17 protein-coding genes are annotated in these 20,483 nt (G+C 55.3%); 8 read left to right on the top strand and 9 right to left on the bottom strand.

The window, feature by feature from the left end; genetic code table 11:
• Window positions 1-137 precede the first annotated feature (137 nt).
• The 9 genes from prmA to acuI all read right to left on the bottom strand — a co-directional run bounded on the left by prmA (window position 138) and on the right by acuI (window position 8,005).
• On the bottom strand, window positions 138-1,019 hold the full coding sequence (prmA, locus tag AC2T6E_RS14695; RefSeq protein WP_089598437.1) for a 50S ribosomal protein L11 methyltransferase: 882 nt from the start codon (window positions 1,017-1,019) through the stop codon (window positions 138-140).
• 11 nt (window positions 1,020-1,030) lie between these two features.
• The gene (gene panF, locus AC2T6E_RS14690) at window positions 1,031-2,482 is read right to left on the bottom strand and encodes a sodium/pantothenate symporter (RefSeq protein ID WP_108416101.1); all 1,452 of its coding nucleotides are present in this window, start codon (window positions 2,480-2,482) and stop codon (window positions 1,031-1,033) included.
• Window positions 2,472-2,714: a YhdT family protein gene (locus AC2T6E_RS14685; protein WP_108416102.1), complete on the bottom strand. Its 243-nt coding sequence runs from the start codon at window positions 2,712-2,714 to the stop codon at window positions 2,472-2,474. The genes panF and AC2T6E_RS14685 overlap by 11 nt, the downstream gene beginning before the upstream one ends.
• A 108-nt stretch (window positions 2,715-2,822) precedes the next feature.
• A complete protein-coding gene (gene accC / locus AC2T6E_RS14680; protein WP_010436177.1) occupies window positions 2,823-4,172 on the bottom strand; it encodes an acetyl-CoA carboxylase biotin carboxylase subunit in 1,350 nt (449 codons plus the stop codon).
• 10 nt (window positions 4,173-4,182) lie between these two features.
• Window positions 4,183-4,644: an acetyl-CoA carboxylase biotin carboxyl carrier protein gene (gene accB / locus AC2T6E_RS14675; RefSeq protein WP_010436174.1), complete on the bottom strand. Its 462-nt coding sequence runs from the start codon at window positions 4,642-4,644 to the stop codon at window positions 4,183-4,185.
• Between the two features lie 21 nt (window positions 4,645-4,665).
• Window positions 4,666-5,118: a type II 3-dehydroquinate dehydratase gene (gene aroQ / locus AC2T6E_RS14670; protein WP_108416103.1), complete on the bottom strand. Its 453-nt coding sequence runs from the start codon at window positions 5,116-5,118 to the stop codon at window positions 4,666-4,668.
• Between the two features lie 233 nt (window positions 5,119-5,351).
• On the bottom strand, window positions 5,352-5,951 hold the full coding sequence (msrQ, locus tag AC2T6E_RS14665; RefSeq protein WP_126545360.1) for a protein-methionine-sulfoxide reductase heme-binding subunit MsrQ: 600 nt from the start codon (window positions 5,949-5,951) through the stop codon (window positions 5,352-5,354).
• Window positions 5,952-6,953 carry a protein-methionine-sulfoxide reductase catalytic subunit MsrP gene (gene msrP, locus AC2T6E_RS14660; protein ID WP_109492450.1) on the bottom strand — a complete coding sequence of 334 codons (1,002 nt, stop codon included), beginning with the start codon at window positions 6,951-6,953 and terminating at the stop codon, window positions 5,952-5,954.
• 77 nt (window positions 6,954-7,030) lie between these two features.
• Complete coding sequence (gene acuI / locus AC2T6E_RS14655; protein ID WP_253178443.1) at window positions 7,031-8,005, bottom strand: acrylyl-CoA reductase (NADPH); 975 nt, start codon at window positions 8,003-8,005, stop codon at window positions 7,031-7,033.
• A 185-nt stretch (window positions 8,006-8,190) separates the two neighbouring features.
• Between acuI and csrD the strand changes: the two genes are divergently transcribed.
• From csrD to tldD, 8 genes are all read left to right on the top strand, one after another.
• A complete protein-coding gene (csrD, locus tag AC2T6E_RS14650) occupies window positions 8,191-10,131 on the top strand; it encodes an RNase E specificity factor CsrD (RefSeq protein WP_486692301.1) in 1,941 nt (646 codons plus the stop codon).
• Window positions 10,132-10,412: 281 nt separating this feature from the next.
• Window positions 10,413-11,456: a rod shape-determining protein MreB gene (gene mreB / locus AC2T6E_RS14645; RefSeq protein ID WP_000913396.1), complete on the top strand. Its 1,044-nt coding sequence runs from the start codon at window positions 10,413-10,415 to the stop codon at window positions 11,454-11,456.
• 61 nt (window positions 11,457-11,517) lie between these two features.
• A complete protein-coding gene (gene mreC / locus AC2T6E_RS14640; protein WP_010436162.1) occupies window positions 11,518-12,522 on the top strand; it encodes a rod shape-determining protein MreC in 1,005 nt (334 codons plus the stop codon).
• Window positions 12,522-13,010 carry a rod shape-determining protein MreD gene (gene mreD / locus AC2T6E_RS14635; protein ID WP_010436160.1) on the top strand — a complete coding sequence of 163 codons (489 nt, stop codon included), beginning with the start codon at window positions 12,522-12,524 and terminating at the stop codon, window positions 13,008-13,010. Before mreC ends, mreD begins: the two co-directional genes overlap by 1 nt.
• Before the next feature lie 9 nt (window positions 13,011-13,019).
• Window positions 13,020-13,613 carry a Maf family protein gene (locus tag AC2T6E_RS14630; RefSeq protein ID WP_089598445.1) on the top strand — a complete coding sequence of 198 codons (594 nt, stop codon included), beginning with the start codon at window positions 13,020-13,022 and terminating at the stop codon, window positions 13,611-13,613.
• The gene (gene rng, locus AC2T6E_RS14625; RefSeq protein ID WP_010436156.1) at window positions 13,603-15,072 is read left to right on the top strand and encodes a ribonuclease G; all 1,470 of its coding nucleotides are present in this window, start codon (window positions 13,603-13,605) and stop codon (window positions 15,070-15,072) included. The genes AC2T6E_RS14630 and rng overlap by 11 nt, the downstream gene beginning before the upstream one ends.
• A 42-nt stretch (window positions 15,073-15,114) precedes the next feature.
• Window positions 15,115-18,915 carry an AsmA2 domain-containing protein YhdP gene (yhdP, locus tag AC2T6E_RS14620; protein ID WP_486692297.1) on the top strand — a complete coding sequence of 1,267 codons (3,801 nt, stop codon included), beginning with the start codon at window positions 15,115-15,117 and terminating at the stop codon, window positions 18,913-18,915.
• Window positions 18,916-18,999: 84 nt separating this feature from the next.
• A complete protein-coding gene (tldD, locus tag AC2T6E_RS14615; protein ID WP_108416109.1) occupies window positions 19,000-20,445 on the top strand; it encodes a metalloprotease TldD in 1,446 nt (481 codons plus the stop codon).
• Window positions 20,446-20,483: the final 38 nt, after the last annotated feature.

The raw sequence follows: 20,483 nt of genomic DNA, 5'->3' as shown, positions 1-20,483 counted from the left end.
TACATTCTTCCTGTGAATTTTATTATTCAAATCAAAATTAAAACGCATGATTTGTGTGGTTATTTTAGCGGAGACAGGTGAAAGGCGGGAGAAATATCAGAGGGAAAAAGGCGTGGTCAGAGGACCACGCCAAAGGCTTATTTTTTACGACCGGTAATGCGGCACCACTCTTCTTTCTCAACCACCGGGTCGAGCGCGAAGAGATCGGCATAGGCTTCACAGACGCTGTCAGCCTGGCTTGCCAGAATACCAGAAAGCCCCAGCAGACCGCCCTCAACGGGCAGCACGCTGATTAACGGTGCCAGTTCACGTAATGGGCCAGCCAGGATGTTTGCCACTACCACGTCGGCTTTCATGGCCTCAGGTTGAGCATCAGGCAGATACAGCTCCAGACGGTCGGAAACACCGTTACGTTCGGCATTATCGCGGCTGGCCTGAATCGCCTGCGGATCGATATCGATCCCGATGGCTTTTGCCGCGCCCAGTTTCAGGGCAGCAATCGCAAGGATCCCGGAACCGCAGCCGAAGTCGATCACTGTCTTGCCTTCCAGATCCAGTCCGTCCAGCCACTGCAAACAGAGTGAGGTTGTTGGATGGGTGCCGGTCCCAAACGCCAGACCCGGATCAAGCATCACGTTGACCGCATTCGCGTCCGGAACGTCGCGCCAGCTTGGGCAAATCCATAAACGCTTGCCGAACTGCATCGGGTGGAAGTTATCCATCCACTCGCGTTCCCAGTCTTTGTCTTCCAGCTGTTCGATTTTATGCACAAAGCCTGCGCCCAGCAGCGGATGGTTTTCCAGAAGGGCAACCACCTCTTTCATATCGGTTTCCGCATCGAACAGGCCGATAACGTCGGTATCACCCCACAGGCGGGTTTCGCCCGGCAGCGGCTCAAAGACCGGCGTGTCATGCGTGTCCTGGAAGGTGATTGAGACCGAACCGGCCTCCATCAGCGCATCGCTCAGCTCTTCGGCATTCGCGCCGGTTGTGTTCAGTTTTAGTTGGATCCACGGCATGGCAAAACTCTTTATTTATCAGTAGAAATCATAGCGGGTTGTGGAACGGGCTGACCGAAACGGTTCCCCACCACAAACGCCAGTAAACTTAGCAGTAACGAAGGCACAATCGGATGGAAGCCCAGATACTGAATTTTAAATGTTGCGAGCACGGCGTAAAGCACGCCGCCGACAATCATGGCGCTCAGCGCGCCTGCAGCATTCGCGCGCTCCCAGTAGAGCCCTAACACCAGCGGCCACAGGAAGACGGCTTCAAGTCCACCAAATGCCAGCAGATTCAGCCAGATGATCATCTCCGGTGGGCGCCATGCGGCTAACAGCAGCAATGCGCCTAACACCAGCGTAATAACGGCCGACATGCGCTTCAGGCGTCGCTCATTTTTGACCTGCTCCGGGCGCAGGTTCAGATAAAGATCTTTAATGATCGTAGCGGAACTTTGCAGCAGCTGAGCGTTGATTGTCGACATGATGGCGGCCATCGGTGCGGCAAGGAAAATCCCGGCAGCGAACGGCGGAAGCACTTTGACCATCAGCGTTGGGATCACCAGATCCGGCACGGTGAGATCGGGGATCACCGCGCGCCCTAATGCGCCCGCCAGGTGCATACCAAACATCAGGATCGCGACAACGATAGTGCCGATAATGATACCCCGGTGCACGGCTTTGCTGTCTTTATAAGAGATACAGCGCACGGCCGTATGCGGCAGACCGATAACCCCAAAGCACACTAATACCCAGAACGAGGTCATAAATGCTGGAGAAAGGATGTCATCGGCGCCCTGCGGCGAAACCAGTTTTGGATCGATCGCCTCGAGCGTTTCAACCGCATGGCTCAGGCCGCCCGCGGCGTGGACGATGCCGACCAGCAGGACGATAGTGCCGATAAGCATAACCATGCCCTGCATCGTGTCGTTCAGCACGCTGGCGCGGAATCCACCAAACGCGGTATACAGCGCAATGCTGACCCCGAAGATGATCAGGCCTGTCTCGTAGGGGATCCCGGCAGCCGTTTCCAGCAGGCGCGCCCCACCGATAAACTGTACCGTCATCGCGCCAATAAAGGCCACCAGCAGGCTTAAGCTGGCCAGCCACACCAGTAAACGGCTCTGGTAACGTGCAAACAGCATATCGTTGAGCGTCACGGCATTGTAACGGCGCGCCAGAATGGCAAATTTTTTGCCCAGTATGCCGAGCGAAAGCCAGACGGCAGGCAGCTGGATCATTGCCAGCAGCACCCAGCCTAACCCGTACTTATAGGCGGCACCGGGTCCACCGATAAATGAACTGGCGCTGATGTAGGTCGCGGTCAGCGTCATGGCCAGCACCACGCCGCCCATCGAGCGGCTACCGAGGAAATACTCGTTCAGGAAGCTACCTGTCGTGCGTTTCCGCATGGCGTAAACGGATAAACCAAACACCACTAACAAGTACGCGATAAGCGGCAGAATGACTTCAAGCTGCATCATCGTCCTCCAGCGGAATATCGCGGTAGATGAATTTGACCATTGCCCAGCACAGCAGGATAAACACCACAGGCACCAGCAGGCAGGCCATTTCGAACCAGTGCGGCAGGCCGGTGATGCCAATAGCGGAGTCTGGTAAGTAAGCAGTTACTAACCATGCGGCAAGATAGAGAAGGGTCAGCCACAGCGCCCAGCGCGCTTCTTTATGGGCCTGAACAAAACGTTTGTCCATTTTTTGTCCCTTGTGGATGAAGAAAGCGGGGATTGTACATGATGAGGCTTTCCAGGCCCCAGAAATAAAAAAGGCCGGATAATCCGGCCTTTTCGCGTTGCTGCAGTCTTACTTCTCGTGCAGACCGAGTTTTTTCTCCAGATAGTGGATGTTAGTCCCACCATTCTGGAAGTGCTCGTCGCTCATGATGCGCATCTGCAGATCGACGTTGGTTTTGATACCGTCGATGATCAGCTCCTGCAGGGCGTTCTTCATGCGGGCAATCGCCACGTCACGGTTTTCGCCGTAGCAGATAAGCTTACCGATCATTGAGTCATAGTACGGCGGTACGGTGTAGCCGGCGTAGATATGAGACTCCCAACGCACACCAAAGCCACCCGGCGCGTGGAAGCGCGTGATTTTACCCGGGCTTGGCAGGAAGGTATTCGGGTCTTCGGCGTTGATACGGCATTCCACCGCATGGCCTTTCACCACAACTTCTTCCTGTTTGATGGACAGCGGCTGGCCTGCAGCGATACGCAGCTGTTCTTTGATCAGGTCAACGCCGGTGATCATTTCTGTCACAGGGTGTTCAACCTGAATACGGGTGTTCATTTCGATGAAATAGAACTCGCCGTTTTCGAACAGGAACTCAAAGGTACCTGCACCGCGATAGCCGATATCGACACACGCTTTGGAGCAACGCTCGCCGATATAGCGACGCAGTTCCGGGGTAATGCCCGGTGCTGGCGCTTCTTCGACCACTTTCTGGTGACGACGCTGCATGGAGCAGTCACGTTCTGCCAGATAGATGGCGTTACCCTGACCGTCAGCCAGCACCTGAATTTCGATGTGGCGTGGGTTTTCCAGGTATTTTTCCATGTACACCATGTCATTGCTGAAAGCGGCTTTCGCTTCTGCTTTGGTCATGGAAATGGACTGAGCCAGTTCAGCATCGCTGCGCACAACGCGCATACCGCGACCGCCGCCACCGCCGGACGCCTTGATGATAACCGGGTAGCCAATGCGTTTAGCATGAGCACGGTTAGCATCCATGTCGTCGGTCAGAGGGCCGTCAGAGCCGGGTACGGTTGGAACACCGGCTTTTTTCATCGCGGTGATTGCAGACACTTTGTCACCCATCAGGCGAATGGTGTCGGCTTTCGGGCCGATGAAGATAAAGCCAGAGCGTTCAACCTGCTCAGCAAAGTTGGCGTTCTCAGAGAGGAAGCCGTAACCCGGATGAATTGCCACCGCGCCGGTGATTTCAGCGGCGCTGATGATAGCCGGGATGTTCAGATAGCTTTTTACGGACGGAGCCGGGCCAATACAGACCGTCTCATCCGCCAGCAATACGTGTTTTAAATCGCGATCCGCGCTTGAGTGCACGGCCACGGTCTTGATGCCCAGTTCTTTACAGGCACGAAGAATACGCAGTGCAATCTCGCCACGGTTGGCGATAACAATTTTATCCAGCATGTTCGCCTCGTTACTCGATGACGACCAGCGGCTCGTCAAATTCTACCGGCTGACCACTTTCGACCAGAATCGCTTTCACAGTACCTGACTTGTCAGCTTCGATCTGGTTCATCATTTTCATCGCTTCAACGATGCACAGGGTATCGCCTACGTTGACTTTCTGACCCACTTCGATGAACGCCTTCGCGTCCGGGCTCGGGGTGCGGTAGAAAGTACCAACCATTGGGGAACGTACGATGTGACCACTGATTTCTGCAGCTGCTGCAGGTGCGGCTTCTGCGGCTGGCGCAACGGCTGCGGAAAGCGCAGGCTGCTGCACTGGCGCAGCATAAGCTTGCTGCATTACCGGGAAGCTAGCGGCTGGGGCTGCACGGCTGATGCGTACAGACTCTTCGCCTTCAGAAATTTCCAGTTCGGAGATGCCTGATTCTTCAACCAGCTCGATCAGTTTTTTAATCTTACGAATATCCATGAGTGGGTTCCGTACTCTTGTTTAGTTTGATTGTGACAAGCGTTTTACCGCTGTCTGTAAAGCGTATGAATAACCGTCTGCACCCAGACCACAGATCACGCCAGCAGCGATATCTGACAGATAGGAATGGTGGCGGAACGGCTCTCGGGCGTGCACGTTACTCAGGTGGATCTCGATAAACGGGATACTCACCGCGAGCAGTGCGTCGCGAATAGCTACACTGGTGTGCGTAAACGCGGCCGGATTGATCAGGATATAGTCCACATTGTCTTTAGCCTGATGAATACGGTCGATGATTGCGTACTCCGCATTTGACTGAAAATGGTCCAAATCGACATTCAGCGAAGCTGCTTCCGTCATCAGACGGTTAACAATTTCACTCAATGTTAGCGTGCCGTACTTCTCTGGCTCACGGGTGCCGAGCATGTTCAGGTTCGGTCCGTTCAAAACTAAGATCTGGAATTTATCCGCCATTGTGCCGCTATCTCCTGCGAATTTCCGGTAAAAAACAAAATATACCTTCGATGCGCGATTGTCACCTAATCAGAGTCTGAAAACTCCATCAGGAAAACCAAAGTCGCACATTATAACGATTTCGTAGCATTTGGCAGCTAAATACTGGTCTTATCAGGGAAGATTATCAACCGCTATCGGAAAAAGATTCACGGTCGATAAGTAATCTGCGGGAAAACGCACAGTTTCGCGAACTATCGCAACCACTGGCGGAACTTCTTGTAACGCCACGCTAAAAGCGCCAGTGCCAGCAGGGCATAGATGACCGGCTGAGGTGATAAAATCTTCACTGACCACAGGTAGTGGATGGGCGCGAGGATCGCGACAAGATAGACGAAGTTATGCAAGAGCTGCCAGCGCCTGCCCAGTTTTCGCTGGGCATATTGCGTGGAGGTCAGCGCTAATGCCAGCAACACCAGCCAGCTGACGATACCCAGCGTCAAATACGGGCGCGTAACCAGCTCGCGGCCTAACAGTGCCAGATTATTAATGCCCAACTCCAGAAGCGCGTAGCTGGTGAGGTGCAGCGTCGCCCAGGCAAAACACCATAACCCCAGCAGCCGACGGGTGCGTATCAAAAGTGGCTGTTTAGCGTAGCGTGCCAGCGGCGATATCAGCAAGGTTGCCAGTAAAAATTTCAGAGCCATCCTACCGGTAAAATGTTGAATATCTTTCGCTGGATCGGCGCTGAATGCGCCGTGACTGACCGCCCAGAACAGCCAGATAAAAGGAAGCAGCCCGGCCAGGTGCAATAACACTTTGAGCCAGGTGATATGCTTAACGGTTAAACGCACTCAGAAGTTCTCCCGTAAATTCAGCCCGCGATAGAGTGACGCCACTTCATCCGCGTAGCCGTTAAACAGCAGCGTAGGCTGACGCTTCACATCCAATGCGCCGCCAGAGCCGATAAACCGCTCGGTGGCCTGCGACCAGCGCGGATGGTCAACATGGGGGTTCACGTTAGCAAAAAAACCGTACTCGCCGGGGGCCGCCAGGTTCCAGGTGGTCGGCGGACGTTCGCGGGTAAGCTTAATGCTGACGATAGATTTAATCCCCTTAAAACCGTATTTCCACGGTACGGTCAGGCGAACAGGCGCACCGTTTTGCGGTGGAAGCGCTTTGCCGTAAACCCCAACGGTCAGCAGGGTGAGCGGATGCATGGCTTCGTCGAGGCGTAACCCCTCCACATAAGGATACTCAAGCCCGCCGCCGATGAATCGGTCCTTCTGGCCTGGCATCTCGTCCGGGGCGTAGCGCGTCTGGAAGGAGACGTATTTTGCATTGCTGGTGGGTTCAACCAGCGCCAGCAGCTTGTGCAGCGGGAAGCCGACCCAGGGCACCACCATCGACCAGGCCTCCACGCAGCGCATGCGATAGATACGTTCTTCGAGCGGGAAACGTGTGGTGAGGTCGTGATGATCCAGCGTGAGGGGCTTTGCTACCTCGCCGTCGATTTTCAGGGTCCACGGATCGGTTTTCATGCTGCCTGCATTGGCGGCAGGATCGGCCTTATCCAGACCAAATTCGTAGAAGTTGTTATAGCCGGTAACTTTATCTTCCGGCGTGAGCGTCAGTTTGTTTTGCCATTCGGCCGGTTTCGTAAAGGTGAGCGGGGCACCGGAAGGGGCTTTCGGACGATCGTTGCCTTTAAACCAGTCGAGCAGATCGGCATGAGCCGCAGGAGTAAGGGTCAGCGCAGTGGCGCTGATGCCAAGCATTTTCAGGATCTGGCGGCGCTGTAACATAAAGACAGATTCTGACGTTACGTCGGCTTCCGTCAGTTTTCGGTTTTTCATGGCATCCTCCGTCATGCGTTTTTCTAAGCATGACGGAGGAGAAGCGTTAGCGCGAATATGTCACGAAAAATTGAAGATTAGGCAATTTTTACCAGCGCACGACCGTGGAACTGGTTATCCATGATTTTACTGGCATATTCAGATGCCTGGCTGAGCGTAATCTCAGTGGCGCTCTGGGTATAGAATGATTCAGGGAGGTCGCGCGCCAGACGTTCCCAGGCTTCTGCACGACGGGTAGACGGCGTCATCACGGAATCTACACCCTGCAGGCGAACGTTACGCAGAATGAATGGCATCACGGTGGTTGGCAGGGCAAAACCGCCCGCCAGGCCACAGGCCGCCACGCAGCCGCCGTAGTTCATCTGTGCCAGCACTTTCGCCAGGACTTTGTCACCGACGGTATCCACTGCTCCCGCCCAGATCTGTTTTTCCAGCGGGCGAGTTTCGGCAAACTCTTCGCGGCCCAGAATGCGGTTGGCACCGAGTTGACGCAGATAGTCATGGGTGCTTTCGCGGCCAGACACAGCAGCAACCTGATAACCCAACTTGTGCAGCAGCGTCACCGCCGTGCTACCCACGCCACCGCTGGCACCGGTCACGACAATCTCACCGGACTCTGGACGAATACCAGCATCTTCCAGCGCCATCACGCACAGCATGGCGGTAAACCCTGCGGTACCGATGATCATCGCTTTGCGACCATCCAGTCCTTTTGGCAGCGGTACCAGCCAGTCACCTTTCACGCGGGCTTGTGAGGCCAGCCCGCCCCAGTGATTTTCTCCCACCCCCCAGCCCGTGAGCAGTACTTGCTGACCCGCATGGAAGCGAGGATCTTCGCTGGTATGCACGCGGCCCGCAAAATCGATCCCTGGCACCATCGGGAAATTTCGGATGATTTTACCCTTACCGGTAATTGCCAGTGCATCTTTGTAATTTAAACTGGACCAGTCGATATCGACGGTTACTTCGCCTTCGGGCAGTCGACTCTCTTCAATGGCTTGCACCGAGGCAAGCGTTTTGCCGTCCTGCTGTTCTAAGATCAAAGCCTGCATACAGGGTCCCCATTACGATTAAGATGATTGGAAAATAACGTCCGAAGACTATACTCGCTCAGTGCAACGCTATGCCGATTTAACGCAATAAATTGCCAGATACACCCGATTTGGTAGTATGCCGCATCTCAAATGCAAGTTAGCGCTTACTCGCTACCCCATCAACCCACGGAGTAATCTCAAGGATGCGATTAACGACGAAGTTCTCGGCTTTTATCACCCTGCTAACGGGGTTAACGATTTTTGTCACCCTGATTGGCTGCTCCTTAAGTTTTTATAATGCCATCCAGGACAAGCTGGTTAATCGGGTAGAGTCGGTTGCATCGGTTATTGATACGCGTTTGATTACAACTTCATTCCCGGCACTGTCGCCAGAGCTGGATGAGCTGATGGTGCCGGTTGATATTGTTCGGGTCGATATCGTCCAGGGAAAGCAGACAGTGTTCAGTCACACCCGGCGGGGGAGCTACCGTCCAGCCGGTACGGTCAGTCATTATCGGGTCGTCACGGTCGATTCGCTTAAACATCCGGGTATGACCATTCGCATGGTCTATCAAGATCCGATGGCCAACTATTTTCACTCGTTGATGACCACCGCGCCTCTCACCATTGCTGTTGCTTTTATCGTGCTGCTTATTTTTCTGGCGGTTCGTTGGTTGCGCCGTCAGCTTGCCGGACAAGAATTGCTTGAAACACGCTCCGTAAGGATCCTGAACGGCGAGCGTGGCCCGCAGGTGCGGGGCTCGGTCTATGAATGGCCGACGCGCACCAGTAGCGCACTGGATGTGTTGCTCTCAGAAATCCAGTTCGCCAGCGACCAGCGTAGCCGCATGGACACGCTAATCCGCTCTTACGCGGCACAGGATAATAAAACCGGTCTGAATAACCGTCTCTTTTTTGATAATCAGCTGGCGACGTTGTTGGATGACTCCGAAAAGGTGGGTACCCACGGCGTAGTCATGATGGTCCGCTTGCCTGATTTCGATCTGCTGCGCGACACCTGGGGACAGCGTGTGGCGGAAGAGAACCTCTTTACGCTGATCAATCTCCTGTCTACTTTTATCATGCGCTACCCCGGGGCGCTGCTGGCACGTTATCACCGGAGCGACTTTGCCGTGTTATTGCCGCACCGCACGTTGAAAGAGGCGGAAAGTATCGCCAGCCAGCTGCTGAAAGCCGTCGATTCGCTGCCGCAAAGCAAAATGCTCGACAGAGACGATATGGTTCATATGGGGATCTGTGCCTGGCGCGGTGGGCAATCGACTGAGCAGGTGATGGAGCATGCGGAAGCCGCTACCCGCAACGCCGTATTGCAGGGCGCAAACGGATGGGCGGTTTACGACGATTCGCTGCCGGAAAAAGGACGCGGAAACGTGCGCTGGCGTACTTTGATTGAGCAAATGCTCAGTCGTGGCGGGCCACGGATCTATCAAAAACCGGCGGTCCTGAAAAATGGAAATGTGCACCACCGCGAGTTGATGTGCCGTATTTTTGACGGCTCGGAAGAGGTTATTTCTGCTGAATACCTGCCGATGGTGCTGCAATTTGGATTATCCGAAGAGTATGACCGCCAGCAGATAACCCGGGTGATTCCGTTTTTATCGTTTTGGCCGGAAGAAAACCTGGCATTACAGGTTACCGTAGAGTCGTTAATACGCCCGCGTTTTCAACGCTGGCTGCGCGATACTTTAATGCAATGCGAAAAATCGCAACGCAAACGCATTATTTTTGAACTTGCTGAGGCGGATGTAGGTCAACACATCAGCCGGTTGCGTCCGGTGGTGCGTTTGATCAATGCGTTGGGTGCGCGAGTAGCGGTCACGCAGGCCGGTTTAACGCTGGTCAGTACCCGTTGGATCAAGGAGCTGGATGTTGAGTTATTAAAGTTACATCCAGGTCTGGTAAGGAATATCGAAAAGCGCACGGAAAACCAGCTGCTGGTACAGAGTCTGGTGGAAGCATGCAAAGGAACGCAAACGCAAGTATTTGCCGCAGGCGTGCGTTCGCGAAGTGAATGGCAGATGTTGACAGAGCGCGGTGTAACAGGAGGTCAGGGGGATTTTTTTGCCGCCTCTCAGCCGCTTGACACCAATGTGAAAAAATATTTGCAAAGATACTCTGTTTGACCTGCCGTTTAATTTGTTTTCACGTAGAATATCGCGCCTGTAGCTTTGAGTATGACGAGCAAAACGCCAGTGAACGACCTTTAACGGGTTACAAATGAACATGAGGGACGCTGCTGTTTACTCAGCCCTGAGGGAATCCGGGGATGCATTTGTAACAAAGGAAACGTACTGCACAAATTTTCACCGCTGCAGATGATTTTTGCGCCTTGTCGCTGCTGCGTGTGGTTGGTAAAGTAAGCGGATTTTGTTTTCCGCCCCAGCTTTCAGGATTATCCCTTAGTATGTTGAAAAAATTTCGTGGCATGTTTTCCAATGACCTGTCCATTGACCTGGGTACCGCGAATACCCTTATTTATGTAAAAGGACAAGGCATCGTATTGAATGAGCCTTCTGTTGTGGCCATTCGTCAGGATCGTGCTGGCTCGCCAAAAAGCGTGGCCGCAGTGGGTCATGACGCGAAGCAGATGCTGGGTCGTACCCCTGGCAACATTGCCGCAATCCGCCCAATGAAAGACGGCGTTATCGCTGACTTCTTCGTGACTGAAAAAATGCTTCAGCACTTCATTAAGCAGGTTCACAGCAACAGCTTCATGCGCCCAAGCCCGCGTGTGCTGGTGTGTGTGCCCGTTGGCGCGACTCAGGTTGAACGTCGCGCAATCCGTGAATCCGCACAGGGTGCCGGTGCACGTGAAGTGTTCCTGATTGAAGAACCAATGGCTGCGGCAATCGGTGCGGGTCTGCCTGTTTCCGAAGCGACCGGTTCTATGGTGGTGGATATCGGTGGTGGTACCACTGAAGTGGCCGTTATCTCCCTGAACGGCGTGGTGTACTCCTCTTCCGTGCGTATCGGTGGTGACCGTTTCGACGAAGCCATCATTAATTACGTGCGCCGTAACTACGGCTCTCTGATTGGTGAAGCCACCGCAGAGCGTATTAAGCACGAAATCGGTTCTGCTTACCCAGGCGATGAAGTTCGCGAAATCGAAGTTCGCGGTCGTAACCTGGCTGAAGGCGTTCCACGCGGCTTTACCCTTAACTCCAACGAAATCCTGGAAGCGTTGCAAGAGCCGCTGACCGGTATTGTGAGCGCGGTAATGGTTGCGCTGGAACAGTGCCCGCCAGAGCTGGCGTCCGATATCTCCGAGCGCGGTATGGTTCTGACCGGTGGTGGTGCGCTGCTGCGTAACCTCGACCGCCTGTTAATGGAAGAGACAGGAATTCCTGTCGTAGTTGCAGAAGATCCACTGACTTGCGTAGCCCGTGGTGGTGGCAAGGCGCTGGAAATGATCGACATGCACGGCGGCGACTTGTTCAGCGAAGAGTAGTCATTGTGAAAGGGTAGCGCATTGCTACCCTTTCTCTCTGACGCGAGAATACGCATAGCCTATGAAGCCAATTTTTAGCCGTGGCCCATCGCTACAGTTTCGCCTTATCCTGGCGGTTCTGGTTGCGCTTGGGGTCATTATTGCTGATAGCCGCCTCGGTACGTTCAGCCAGATCAGAACGTACATGGATACCGCCGTCAGTCCTTTCTACTTTGTATCAAATGGTCCCCGTGAACTGCTCGACTCCGTTTCTCAAACGCTGTCTTCACGCGACCAACTCGAACTCGAAAACCGGGCATTACGTCAGGAACTGCTGCTGAAAAACAGCGAACTGCTGATGCTGGGACAGTACAAGCAGGAAAACGCGCGTCTGCGCGAGCTGCTTGGCTCGCCGCTGCGTCAGGATGAGCAGAAAATGGTCACGCAGGTGATCTCTACCGTCAACGATCCGTACAGCGATCAGGTGGTGATCGACAAAGGCAGCGTCAACGGTGTATACGAAGGCCAGCCTGTTATCAGTGATAAAGGCGTTGTGGGTCAGGTCGTGGCGGTTGCCAAACTGACCAGCCGCGTGCTGCTGATTTGTGATGCCACCCATGCGCTGCCGATTCAGGTTCTGCGTAACGACATTCGCGTGATTGCGGCCGGTAACGGCTGTACGGACGATCTGCAACTCGAACACCTGCCTGCCAACACGGACATCCGTGTGGGTGACGTGCTGGTGACGTCAGGTCTGGGCGGACGTTTCCCTGAAGGCTATCCCGTTGCGGTTGTCTCTTCCGTGAAGCTGGATACACAACGTGCGTATACCGTCATCCAGGCGCGTCCGACCGCCGGTTTACAGCGTCTGCGCTACCTCCTGCTGCTGTGGGGGGCCGATCGTAACGGCGCCAATCCGATGACGCCTGAAGATGTGCATCGCGTGGCAAATGAGCGTCTGATGCAGATGATGCCTCAGGTTCTCCCTGCGCCAGACGCGATGGGGCCGCCTGCGCCTGTACCGGCTCCTGCTACGGGATTAACGCAGCCGCCACCGCCACCTCAAGTGTCGGGTGGAGGGCAGTAGTGGCAAGTTATCGTAGCCAGGGACGCTGGGTTATCTGGCTCTCATTTCTTATCGCATTGTTGCTGCAAATCATGCCCTGGCCGGACGACATCCTCGTTTTCCGGCCAAACTGGGTATTGCTCATTTTGCTCTACTGGATCCTCGCCCTGCCGCACCGCGTAAATGTGGGCACAGGTTTTGTGATGGGTGCCATACTGGATCTCATTAGCGGCTCTACGCTTGGCGTACGCGCGTTATCCATGAGCATAATTGCGTACCTCGTCGCACTCAAATTCCAGCTCTTTCGTAACCTCGCGCTCTGGCAACAGGCGCTGGTGGTGATGTTGTTGTCACTTGCTGCGGATATCGTTGTTTTCTGGGCAGAGTTTTTAGTGATCAACGTCTCTTTCCGACCGGAAGTGTTCTGGAGTAGTGTAGTAAACGGTGTGCTCTGGCCATGGCTGTTCCTGCTGATGCGTAAAATTCGCCAGCAGTTTGCCGTGCAGTAAAAGGTTTCTATGACGTCTATCTATCTTGCCTCTGGTTCTCCGCGTCGCCAGGAGTTGCTCACTCAGTTGGGCGTCTCCTTTGAACGTATCGTTACGGGTATTGAAGAGAAACGTGCTGAGGGTGAAAGTGCTCAGCAGTATGTTTCCCGTCTGGCACGTGAAAAAGCGCAGGCTGGCGTGGTGCAAACGCCGCGTGACCTTCCGGTTTTGGGGGCGGATACCATCGTTATCCTTAACGGTGAAGTGCTGGAGAAACCGCATGACGCTGACCATGCAGCGCGAATGCTACGTAAAATGTCCGGGCAAACGCATCAGGTGATGACAGCCGTTGCGCTGGCGGACAGTCAAAACGTGCTGGATTGCCTGGTCGTGACGGACGTGACGTTCAGAGTGCTTACCGACGACGAGATCGCCGCTTACATTGCCAGCGGTGAACCGATGGATAAAGCAGGTGCATACGGTATTCAAGGGTTGGGTGGCTGTTTTGTCAGGAAGATTAATGGCAGCTATCACGCCGTAGTCGGCTTACCGCTGGTGGAAACGTATGAGTTGCTGAGCAATTTTAACTCACTGCGTGAGGGAAGGGATAATTATGACGGCTGAATTGTTGGTAAACGTAACGCCCTCGGAAACCCGTGTGGCCTACATTGATGGTGGCATTCTTCAGGAAATTCATATTGAGCGTGAAGCGCGACGCGGAATCGTAGGCAATATCTACAAAGGTCGTGTCAGTCGTGTACTACCGGGTATGCAGGCGGCTTTTGTAGATATTGGACTCGATAAGGCGGCATTTCTTCATGCTTCCGATATCATGCCGCACACCGAGTGTGTGGCAGGTGAAGAGCAAAAACAGTTTGCCGTCCGCGACATCTCCGAGCTGGTGCGTCAAGGCCAGGATCTGATGGTGCAGGTGGTGAAAGATCCGCTGGGTACTAAAGGTGCCCGCCTGACCACCGACATCACGTTACCTTCCCGTTACCTGGTCTTTATGCCGGGTGCCTCGCACGTGGGGGTTTCCCAACGTATTGAGAGCGAAACCGAACGTGAACGTCTGAAAAAAGTCGTCAGCGCCTACTGCGACGAACAGGGCGGGTTTATCATCCGTACCGCCGCGGAAGGGATCAGCGAAGAAGACCTGGCATCCGATGCGGCCTACCTCAAGCGCGTCTGGACCAAAGTGATGGAGCGTAAAAAACGCAACCAGACCCGCTATCAGCTGTACGGTGAGCTGGCGCTCGCGCAGCGTGTACTGCGTGATTTCGCCGACGCGCAGCTTGACCGCATTCGCGTGGATTCCCGCCTGACCTATGAAGCGCTATTGGAATTTACCGCCGAGTACATCCCGGAAATGCCGGGCCTGCTGGAGCATTACTCTGGCCGCCAGCCGATTTTCGATCTCTATGATGTCGAAAACGAAATCCAGCGCGCGCTGGAGCGTAAGGTCGAGCTGAAATCCGGTGGCTATCTGATCATCGATCAGACCGAAGCGATGACGACCGTGGATATCAACACCGGGGCGTTTGTCGGCCATCGCAATCTGGATGACACCATCTTCAACACAAATATCGAAGCCACGCAGGCCATTGCTCGCCAGCTTCGTCTGCGCAATCTGGGCGGCATTATCATCATCGACTTTATCGATATGAGTAATGAAGACCATCGCCGTCGCGTGCTGCACTCGCTTGAGCAGGCGCTGAGTAAAGATCGCGTGAAAACCAGCATCAACGGCTTCTCTCAGCTGGGTCTGGTGGAAATGACCCGGAAACGGACCCGCGAAAGCGTGGAACATGTGCTGTGTAACGAGTGTCCAACCTGCCACGGACGCGGTACGGTAAAGACGGTTGAGACCGTCTGTTATGAAATCATGCGAGAAATCGTGCGCGTCCATCATGCCTACGACTCAGACCGTTTTCTGGTCTATGCTTCCCCTGCGGTGGCGGAAGCCCTGAAAGGCGAAGAGTCGCACGCGCTGGCGGAAGTGGAAATCTTTGTCGGCAAGCAGGTAAAAGTACAAATCGAACCGCTCTATAACCAGGAGCAGTTTGACGTCGTGATGATGTAAACCGCAGTTCGCTGCGAGACCAAAGCTGACAAGGAGAGATGCGTGAGGCGATTGCCGGGGATTTTACTGCTTACAGGGGCAACGCTGGTCGTGATTGTCGCGTTGCTCGTGAGCGGGCTACGCCTCGTTCTGCCGCATCTGGATAGCTGGCGCCCGCAGGTGCTGGCGAAAATCGAATCCGCCACCGGCGTGCCGGTGGACGTAAGCCAGATCAGTGCGAGCTGGCAGAACTTCGGTCCAACGCTCGATGCGCGGGATATCAATGCCAGCCTGAAAGACGGCGGCCATCTGAAAATTAAACGCGTAACGCTGGCGCTGGATGTCTGGCAAAGCCTGCTGCATCTGCGCTGGCAGTTTCGCGATCTCACCTTCTGGCAACTCCAGTTTCTGACCAATACGCCGCTGCGCAGTGGTGATGGCGATCAGGGATTGGAAACCAACCGCATCAGCGATCTCTTCCTGCGTCAGTTCGATCACTTTGATCTCCGCGACAGCGAGGTGAGCTTTATTACCCTTTCGGGGCAGCGTGCCGAGCTGGCGATCCCACAGCTGACCTGGCTGAACGGTAAAGACCGTCATCTTGCCGAGGGACAGGTGAATCTCTCCAGCCTGAATGGGCAGCATGGCGTGATGCAGGTGCGTATGGATCTGCGTGACGACAATGGGTTACTGAACAACGGTAAGGTTTGGCTGCAGGCCGATGACGTCGATGTGAAACCCTGGCTGGGTGACTGGCTGCAGCAAAACATGCAGCTGGAAACCGCGCGTTTCAGCCTTGAAGGCTGGATGACGCTGACAAACGGGGAATTCGCCAGCGGCGACATCTGGCTGAAGCAGGGGGGCGCGAGCTGGAAAGCGGAGAACCAGCAGCATCAGCTTTCCGTGGATAATCTCACTGCGCACGTGACTCAGGAGAAAGAAGGCTGGCAGTTTGCTATTCCCGATACGCGCATCACCATGGACAACAAGCCGTGGCCACGCGGTGCGCTGACGCTGGCCTGGATGCCGGAACAGGATGTCGGCGGAGCAAGCAGCAAACGCAGTGACGAGCTACGTATTCGAGCCAGCAATCTGGATCTGACCGCCATCGAAGGGCTGCGCTCGATGGCCGCAAAACTCTCGCCTGACCTTGGTGAGATCTGGCTGGCCACGCAGCCGAGCGGGACGATCGACGCCCTGGGGCTGGACATCCCGCTTCAGGCGACGGAGAAAACGCGCTTCCAGGCCACATGGAAAGACCTTGCCTGGAAGCAGTGGAAACTGCTGCCAGGCACAGAACACTTCAGCGGCAAACTGGAAGGTAGCGTGGAAAACGGCAGGCTGACGGTCGATATGCACGACGCCAAAATGCCGTATGAAACCGTCTTCCGCGCCCCGCTGGAAATCGAGCATGGCAACGCTACGCTGAGCTGGCTTAAAAATGACAAAGGTTTTCAGCTTGATGGCCGCGATATTGATGTCAAAGCAAAAGCCGTACATGCACGCGGGGATTTCCGCTATCTGAAGCCCGAAGGCGATGAGCCGTGGCTGGGGATTCTTGCAGGGATCAGCACTAGCGACGGCTCGCAGGCCTGGCGCTACTTCCCGGAGAACCTGATGGGCAAAGCGCTGGTGGATTACCTGAGCGGCGCGATCCAGGGCGGGCAGGCGGATAACGCCACGCTGGCCTATGGCGGTAATCCGCATCTGTTCCCTTACAAGCATAATGAAGGCCAGTTCCAGGTGCTGGTGCCGTTGCACAACGCCACTTTCGCCTTCCAGCCGGGTTGGCCTGCGCTGAAAAATCTGGATATTGAACTCAACTTCCTCAATGACGGATTGTGGATGAAGTCAGACAGCGTTGCGTTGGGTGGCGTGACGGCCAGCAATCTGACGGCAAATATCCCGGACTATTCCAAAGAGAAGCTGCTTATTGATGCGGATATCAATGGCCCGGGCAAGGCGGTTGGGCCGTATTTTGAGGATACGCCGTTGGATGATTCCCTGGGAGCCACCCTTCAGGAGCTACAGTTGGATGGCGATGTAAGTGCTCGCTTACATCTGGATATCCCGCTGGACGGTGAGATGACCACCGCGAAAGGTGATGTTCGTCTGAACAACAATAGCCTGTACATCAAACCGCTCGACAGCACGCTGAAAAACCTCACGGGGCAGTTCAGCTTCGTGAACGGCAACCTGAAGAGTGAGCCACTTAAAGCGAACTGGTTCAATCAGCCCGTCAATATTGATTTCTCAACCACCGAAGGGGAAAAGGCCTATCAGGTGGCGGTTAATCTGGATGCTAACTGGCAGCCTGCCAGAATGGATGTTTTGCCGAAGCCAATCGCGCAATCGGTGGAGGGCGCCGTTTCCTGGAACGGTAAGGTCGCTATCGATCTGCCTTATCACGCCGGCGCCCGCTATAAGGTCGATATCACTGGTGACCTGAAAAACATCAGCAGCCAGCTTCCCGCGCCGCTGGATAAACACGCCGGGCAGGCGCTGCCAGTGAAGCTCAACGTTGATGGCAACCTCAATAGCTTCGCGCTGACCGGCAGCGCAGGCGAGACAAACCACTTCAACAGCCGCTGGCTGCTTAACCGCAAGCTTACGCTCGACAGGGCCATCTGGACGACTGACAGCCGCACCACGCCGCCGCTGCCTGAACAGGCAGGCATTGAACTTAACCTTCCGGCGATGGATGGTGCCGAATGGCTGGCGCTCTTCCAGAAAGGCGTGGGGCAGAACGTAGACGAGACCGCTCAGTTCCCGCAGACCGTGACCCTTCGCACGCCTGCGCTGACGCTAGGCGGACAGCGGTGGAACAACCTGAGCATTGTCTCTCAGCCGACGAGCAACGGGACAAAGGTTGAGGCTCAGGGCAGGGAAATTAACGCCACGTTAAATATGCGCGATAACGCGCCGTGGCTGGCCGCGATCCGCTACCTCTACTACAACCCGACAGTCGCGAGCAGTAAAGACCAAGGCGAAGGCCCGTCGCCGTTCAGTAACGCTTCCCGCATTGATTTCAGCGGCTGGCCCGATCTGCAGCTACGCTGCGCGGAATGCTGGCTGTGGGGGCAAAAGTACGGACGCATTGACGGAGATGTTGCCATCAAAGGCAATACGTTGAGCCTGACCGGTGGGCTGGTCGATACCGGCTTTGGCCGCCTGACGGCGGCGGGCGAATGGGTCAATAACCCAGGTGAGCAGCGCACCTCGCTGAAAGGCGACATCAAGGGCAACAAGCTGGACGCAGCGGCTAACTTCTTTGGCATCACCACACCGCTTCGCGGCTCGTCATTTGACGTCAATTACGATCTGCACTGGCGCGCGGCGCCGTGGAAGCCGGATGAGGCTTCGCTCAACGGGATACTGAAAACCCAGTTCGGTAAGGGTGAAATTGCCGATGTGAGTACCGGGCGCGCCGGGCAGATCTTGCGCCTGCTGAGTTTTGATGCCCTGCTGCGCAAGCTGCGCTTCGATTTTAGCGACACCTTCAGCGAAGGTTTCTACTACGACTCCATTCGCAGTACGGCGTGGATCAAGGACGGCGTCCTGCACACTGACGACACGCTGGTCGATGGCCTGGAAGCGGATATCGCCATGAAAGGCTCGGTTAACCTCGTGCGTCGCGAGCTGGATATGGAAGCCGTGGTGGCGCCGGAAATTTCCGCAAGCGTGGGCGTTGCGGCGGCCTTTGTGGTGAACCCGATTGTCGGTGCGGCGGTGTTTGCCGCCAGTAAAGTGCTGGGGCCACTGTGGAGCAAGGTCTCGATTCTGCGCTACCGCATCACCGGTCCGATCGATAAACCGCAGATTAACGAGGTGCTGCGCCAGCCGCGCAAAGATGCACAGCAATGATTTGACGTGGGCAGGTAATTGCCTCACTCTCAATAAATACGATCTTTTTACCGCCACGGGCGGCAACGAACGAGTAGCAATACGATGAGTCTGAACCTGGTAAGTGAACATTTGCTCGCAGCGAACGGCCTGAGCCATCAGGACCTGTTCTCCATTCTTGGTCAACTGACCGAACGCCGTCTCGACTACGGCGATCTCTATTTCCAGTCGAGCTATCACGAATCCTGGGTTTTAGAAGACAGCATCATTAAAGATGGTTCTTATAACATCGATCAGGGCGTCGGCGTGCGTGCCGTCAGCGGCGAAAAAACCGGTTTTGCCTATGCCGATCAGATTAGCCTGGCTGCCCTGGAGCAGAGCGCGCAGGCCGCGCGTACTATCGTGCGTGATACGGGTGATGGCCGCGTGAAAACCCTGGGCGAAGTGCAGCACGCTGCGCTGTATACCAGCATCGATCCGCTGCAGAGCATGAGCCGCGAAGAGAAGCTGGATATCCTGCGTCGCGTGGACAAAGTGGCGCGCGCTGCGGATAAACGCGTGCAAGAAGTGTCTGCCAGCCTGAGCGGCGTCTATGAACTTATTCTGGTAGCAGCGACTGACGGAACCCTGGCTGCTGATGTGCGTCCGCTGGTGCGTCTCTCCATTAGCGTACAGGTCGAAGACGACGGCAAGCGTGAGCGCGGCTCAAGCGGTGGCGGCGGTCGTTTTGGTTATGACTGGTTCCTTGGCGATGTTGACGGTGAAGCACGCGCTGACGCGTGGGCAAAAGAAGCCGTGCGTATGGCAATGGTGAATCTCTCAGCTGTCGCGGCTCCCGCAGGATCATTTCCGGTTGTTCTGGGCGCTGGCTGGCCGGGCGTGCTGTTGCACGAGGCGGTGGGCCACGGTCTGGAAGGCGACTTTAATCGTCGCGGAACGTCCGTATTCAGCGGTCAGATTGGGCAGCTCGTCTCTTCTGAACTGTGTACCGTCGTGGATGATGGCACCATGCTCGATCGTCGCGGCTCGATTTCTATCGACGACGAAGGTACGCCAGGCCAGTACAACGTGCTGATTGAAAACGGTGTGCTGAAAGGCTACATGCAGGACAAACTCAACGCGCGCCTGATGGGCGTTGCGCCGACGGGCAACGGCCGTCGTGAATCCTACGCGCACCTGCCGATGCCGCGCATGACCAACACCTATATGCTGCCGGGCCAGTCCACGCCGCAGGAGATTATCGAATCCGTCGATTACGGGATCTTCGCGCCAAACTTTGGCGGCGGCCAGGTGGACATCACCTCCGGTAAGTTTGTTTTCTCCACGTCAGAAGCGTATCTGATCGAGAAAGGCAAAGTGACCAAAGCGGTGAAAGGCGCGACGCTGATTGGCTCCGGTATTGAAGCCATGCAGCAGATCTCCATGGTCGGCAACGATCTGAAGCTGGATAACGGCGTGGGCGTCTGCGGTAAAGAGGGCCAGAGCCTGCCGGTTGGCGTGGGCCAGCCAACGCTGAAAGTGGACAACCTGACGGTGGGCGGCACAGCCTGACCTGACCATGCATAAAAAAAGGCGCTACTGATGTAGCG

The sequence above is a fragment of the Enterobacter sp. B79-1 genome (assembly GCF_057444735.1).
This window is presented reverse-complemented; position numbering and strand designations above follow the sequence as displayed.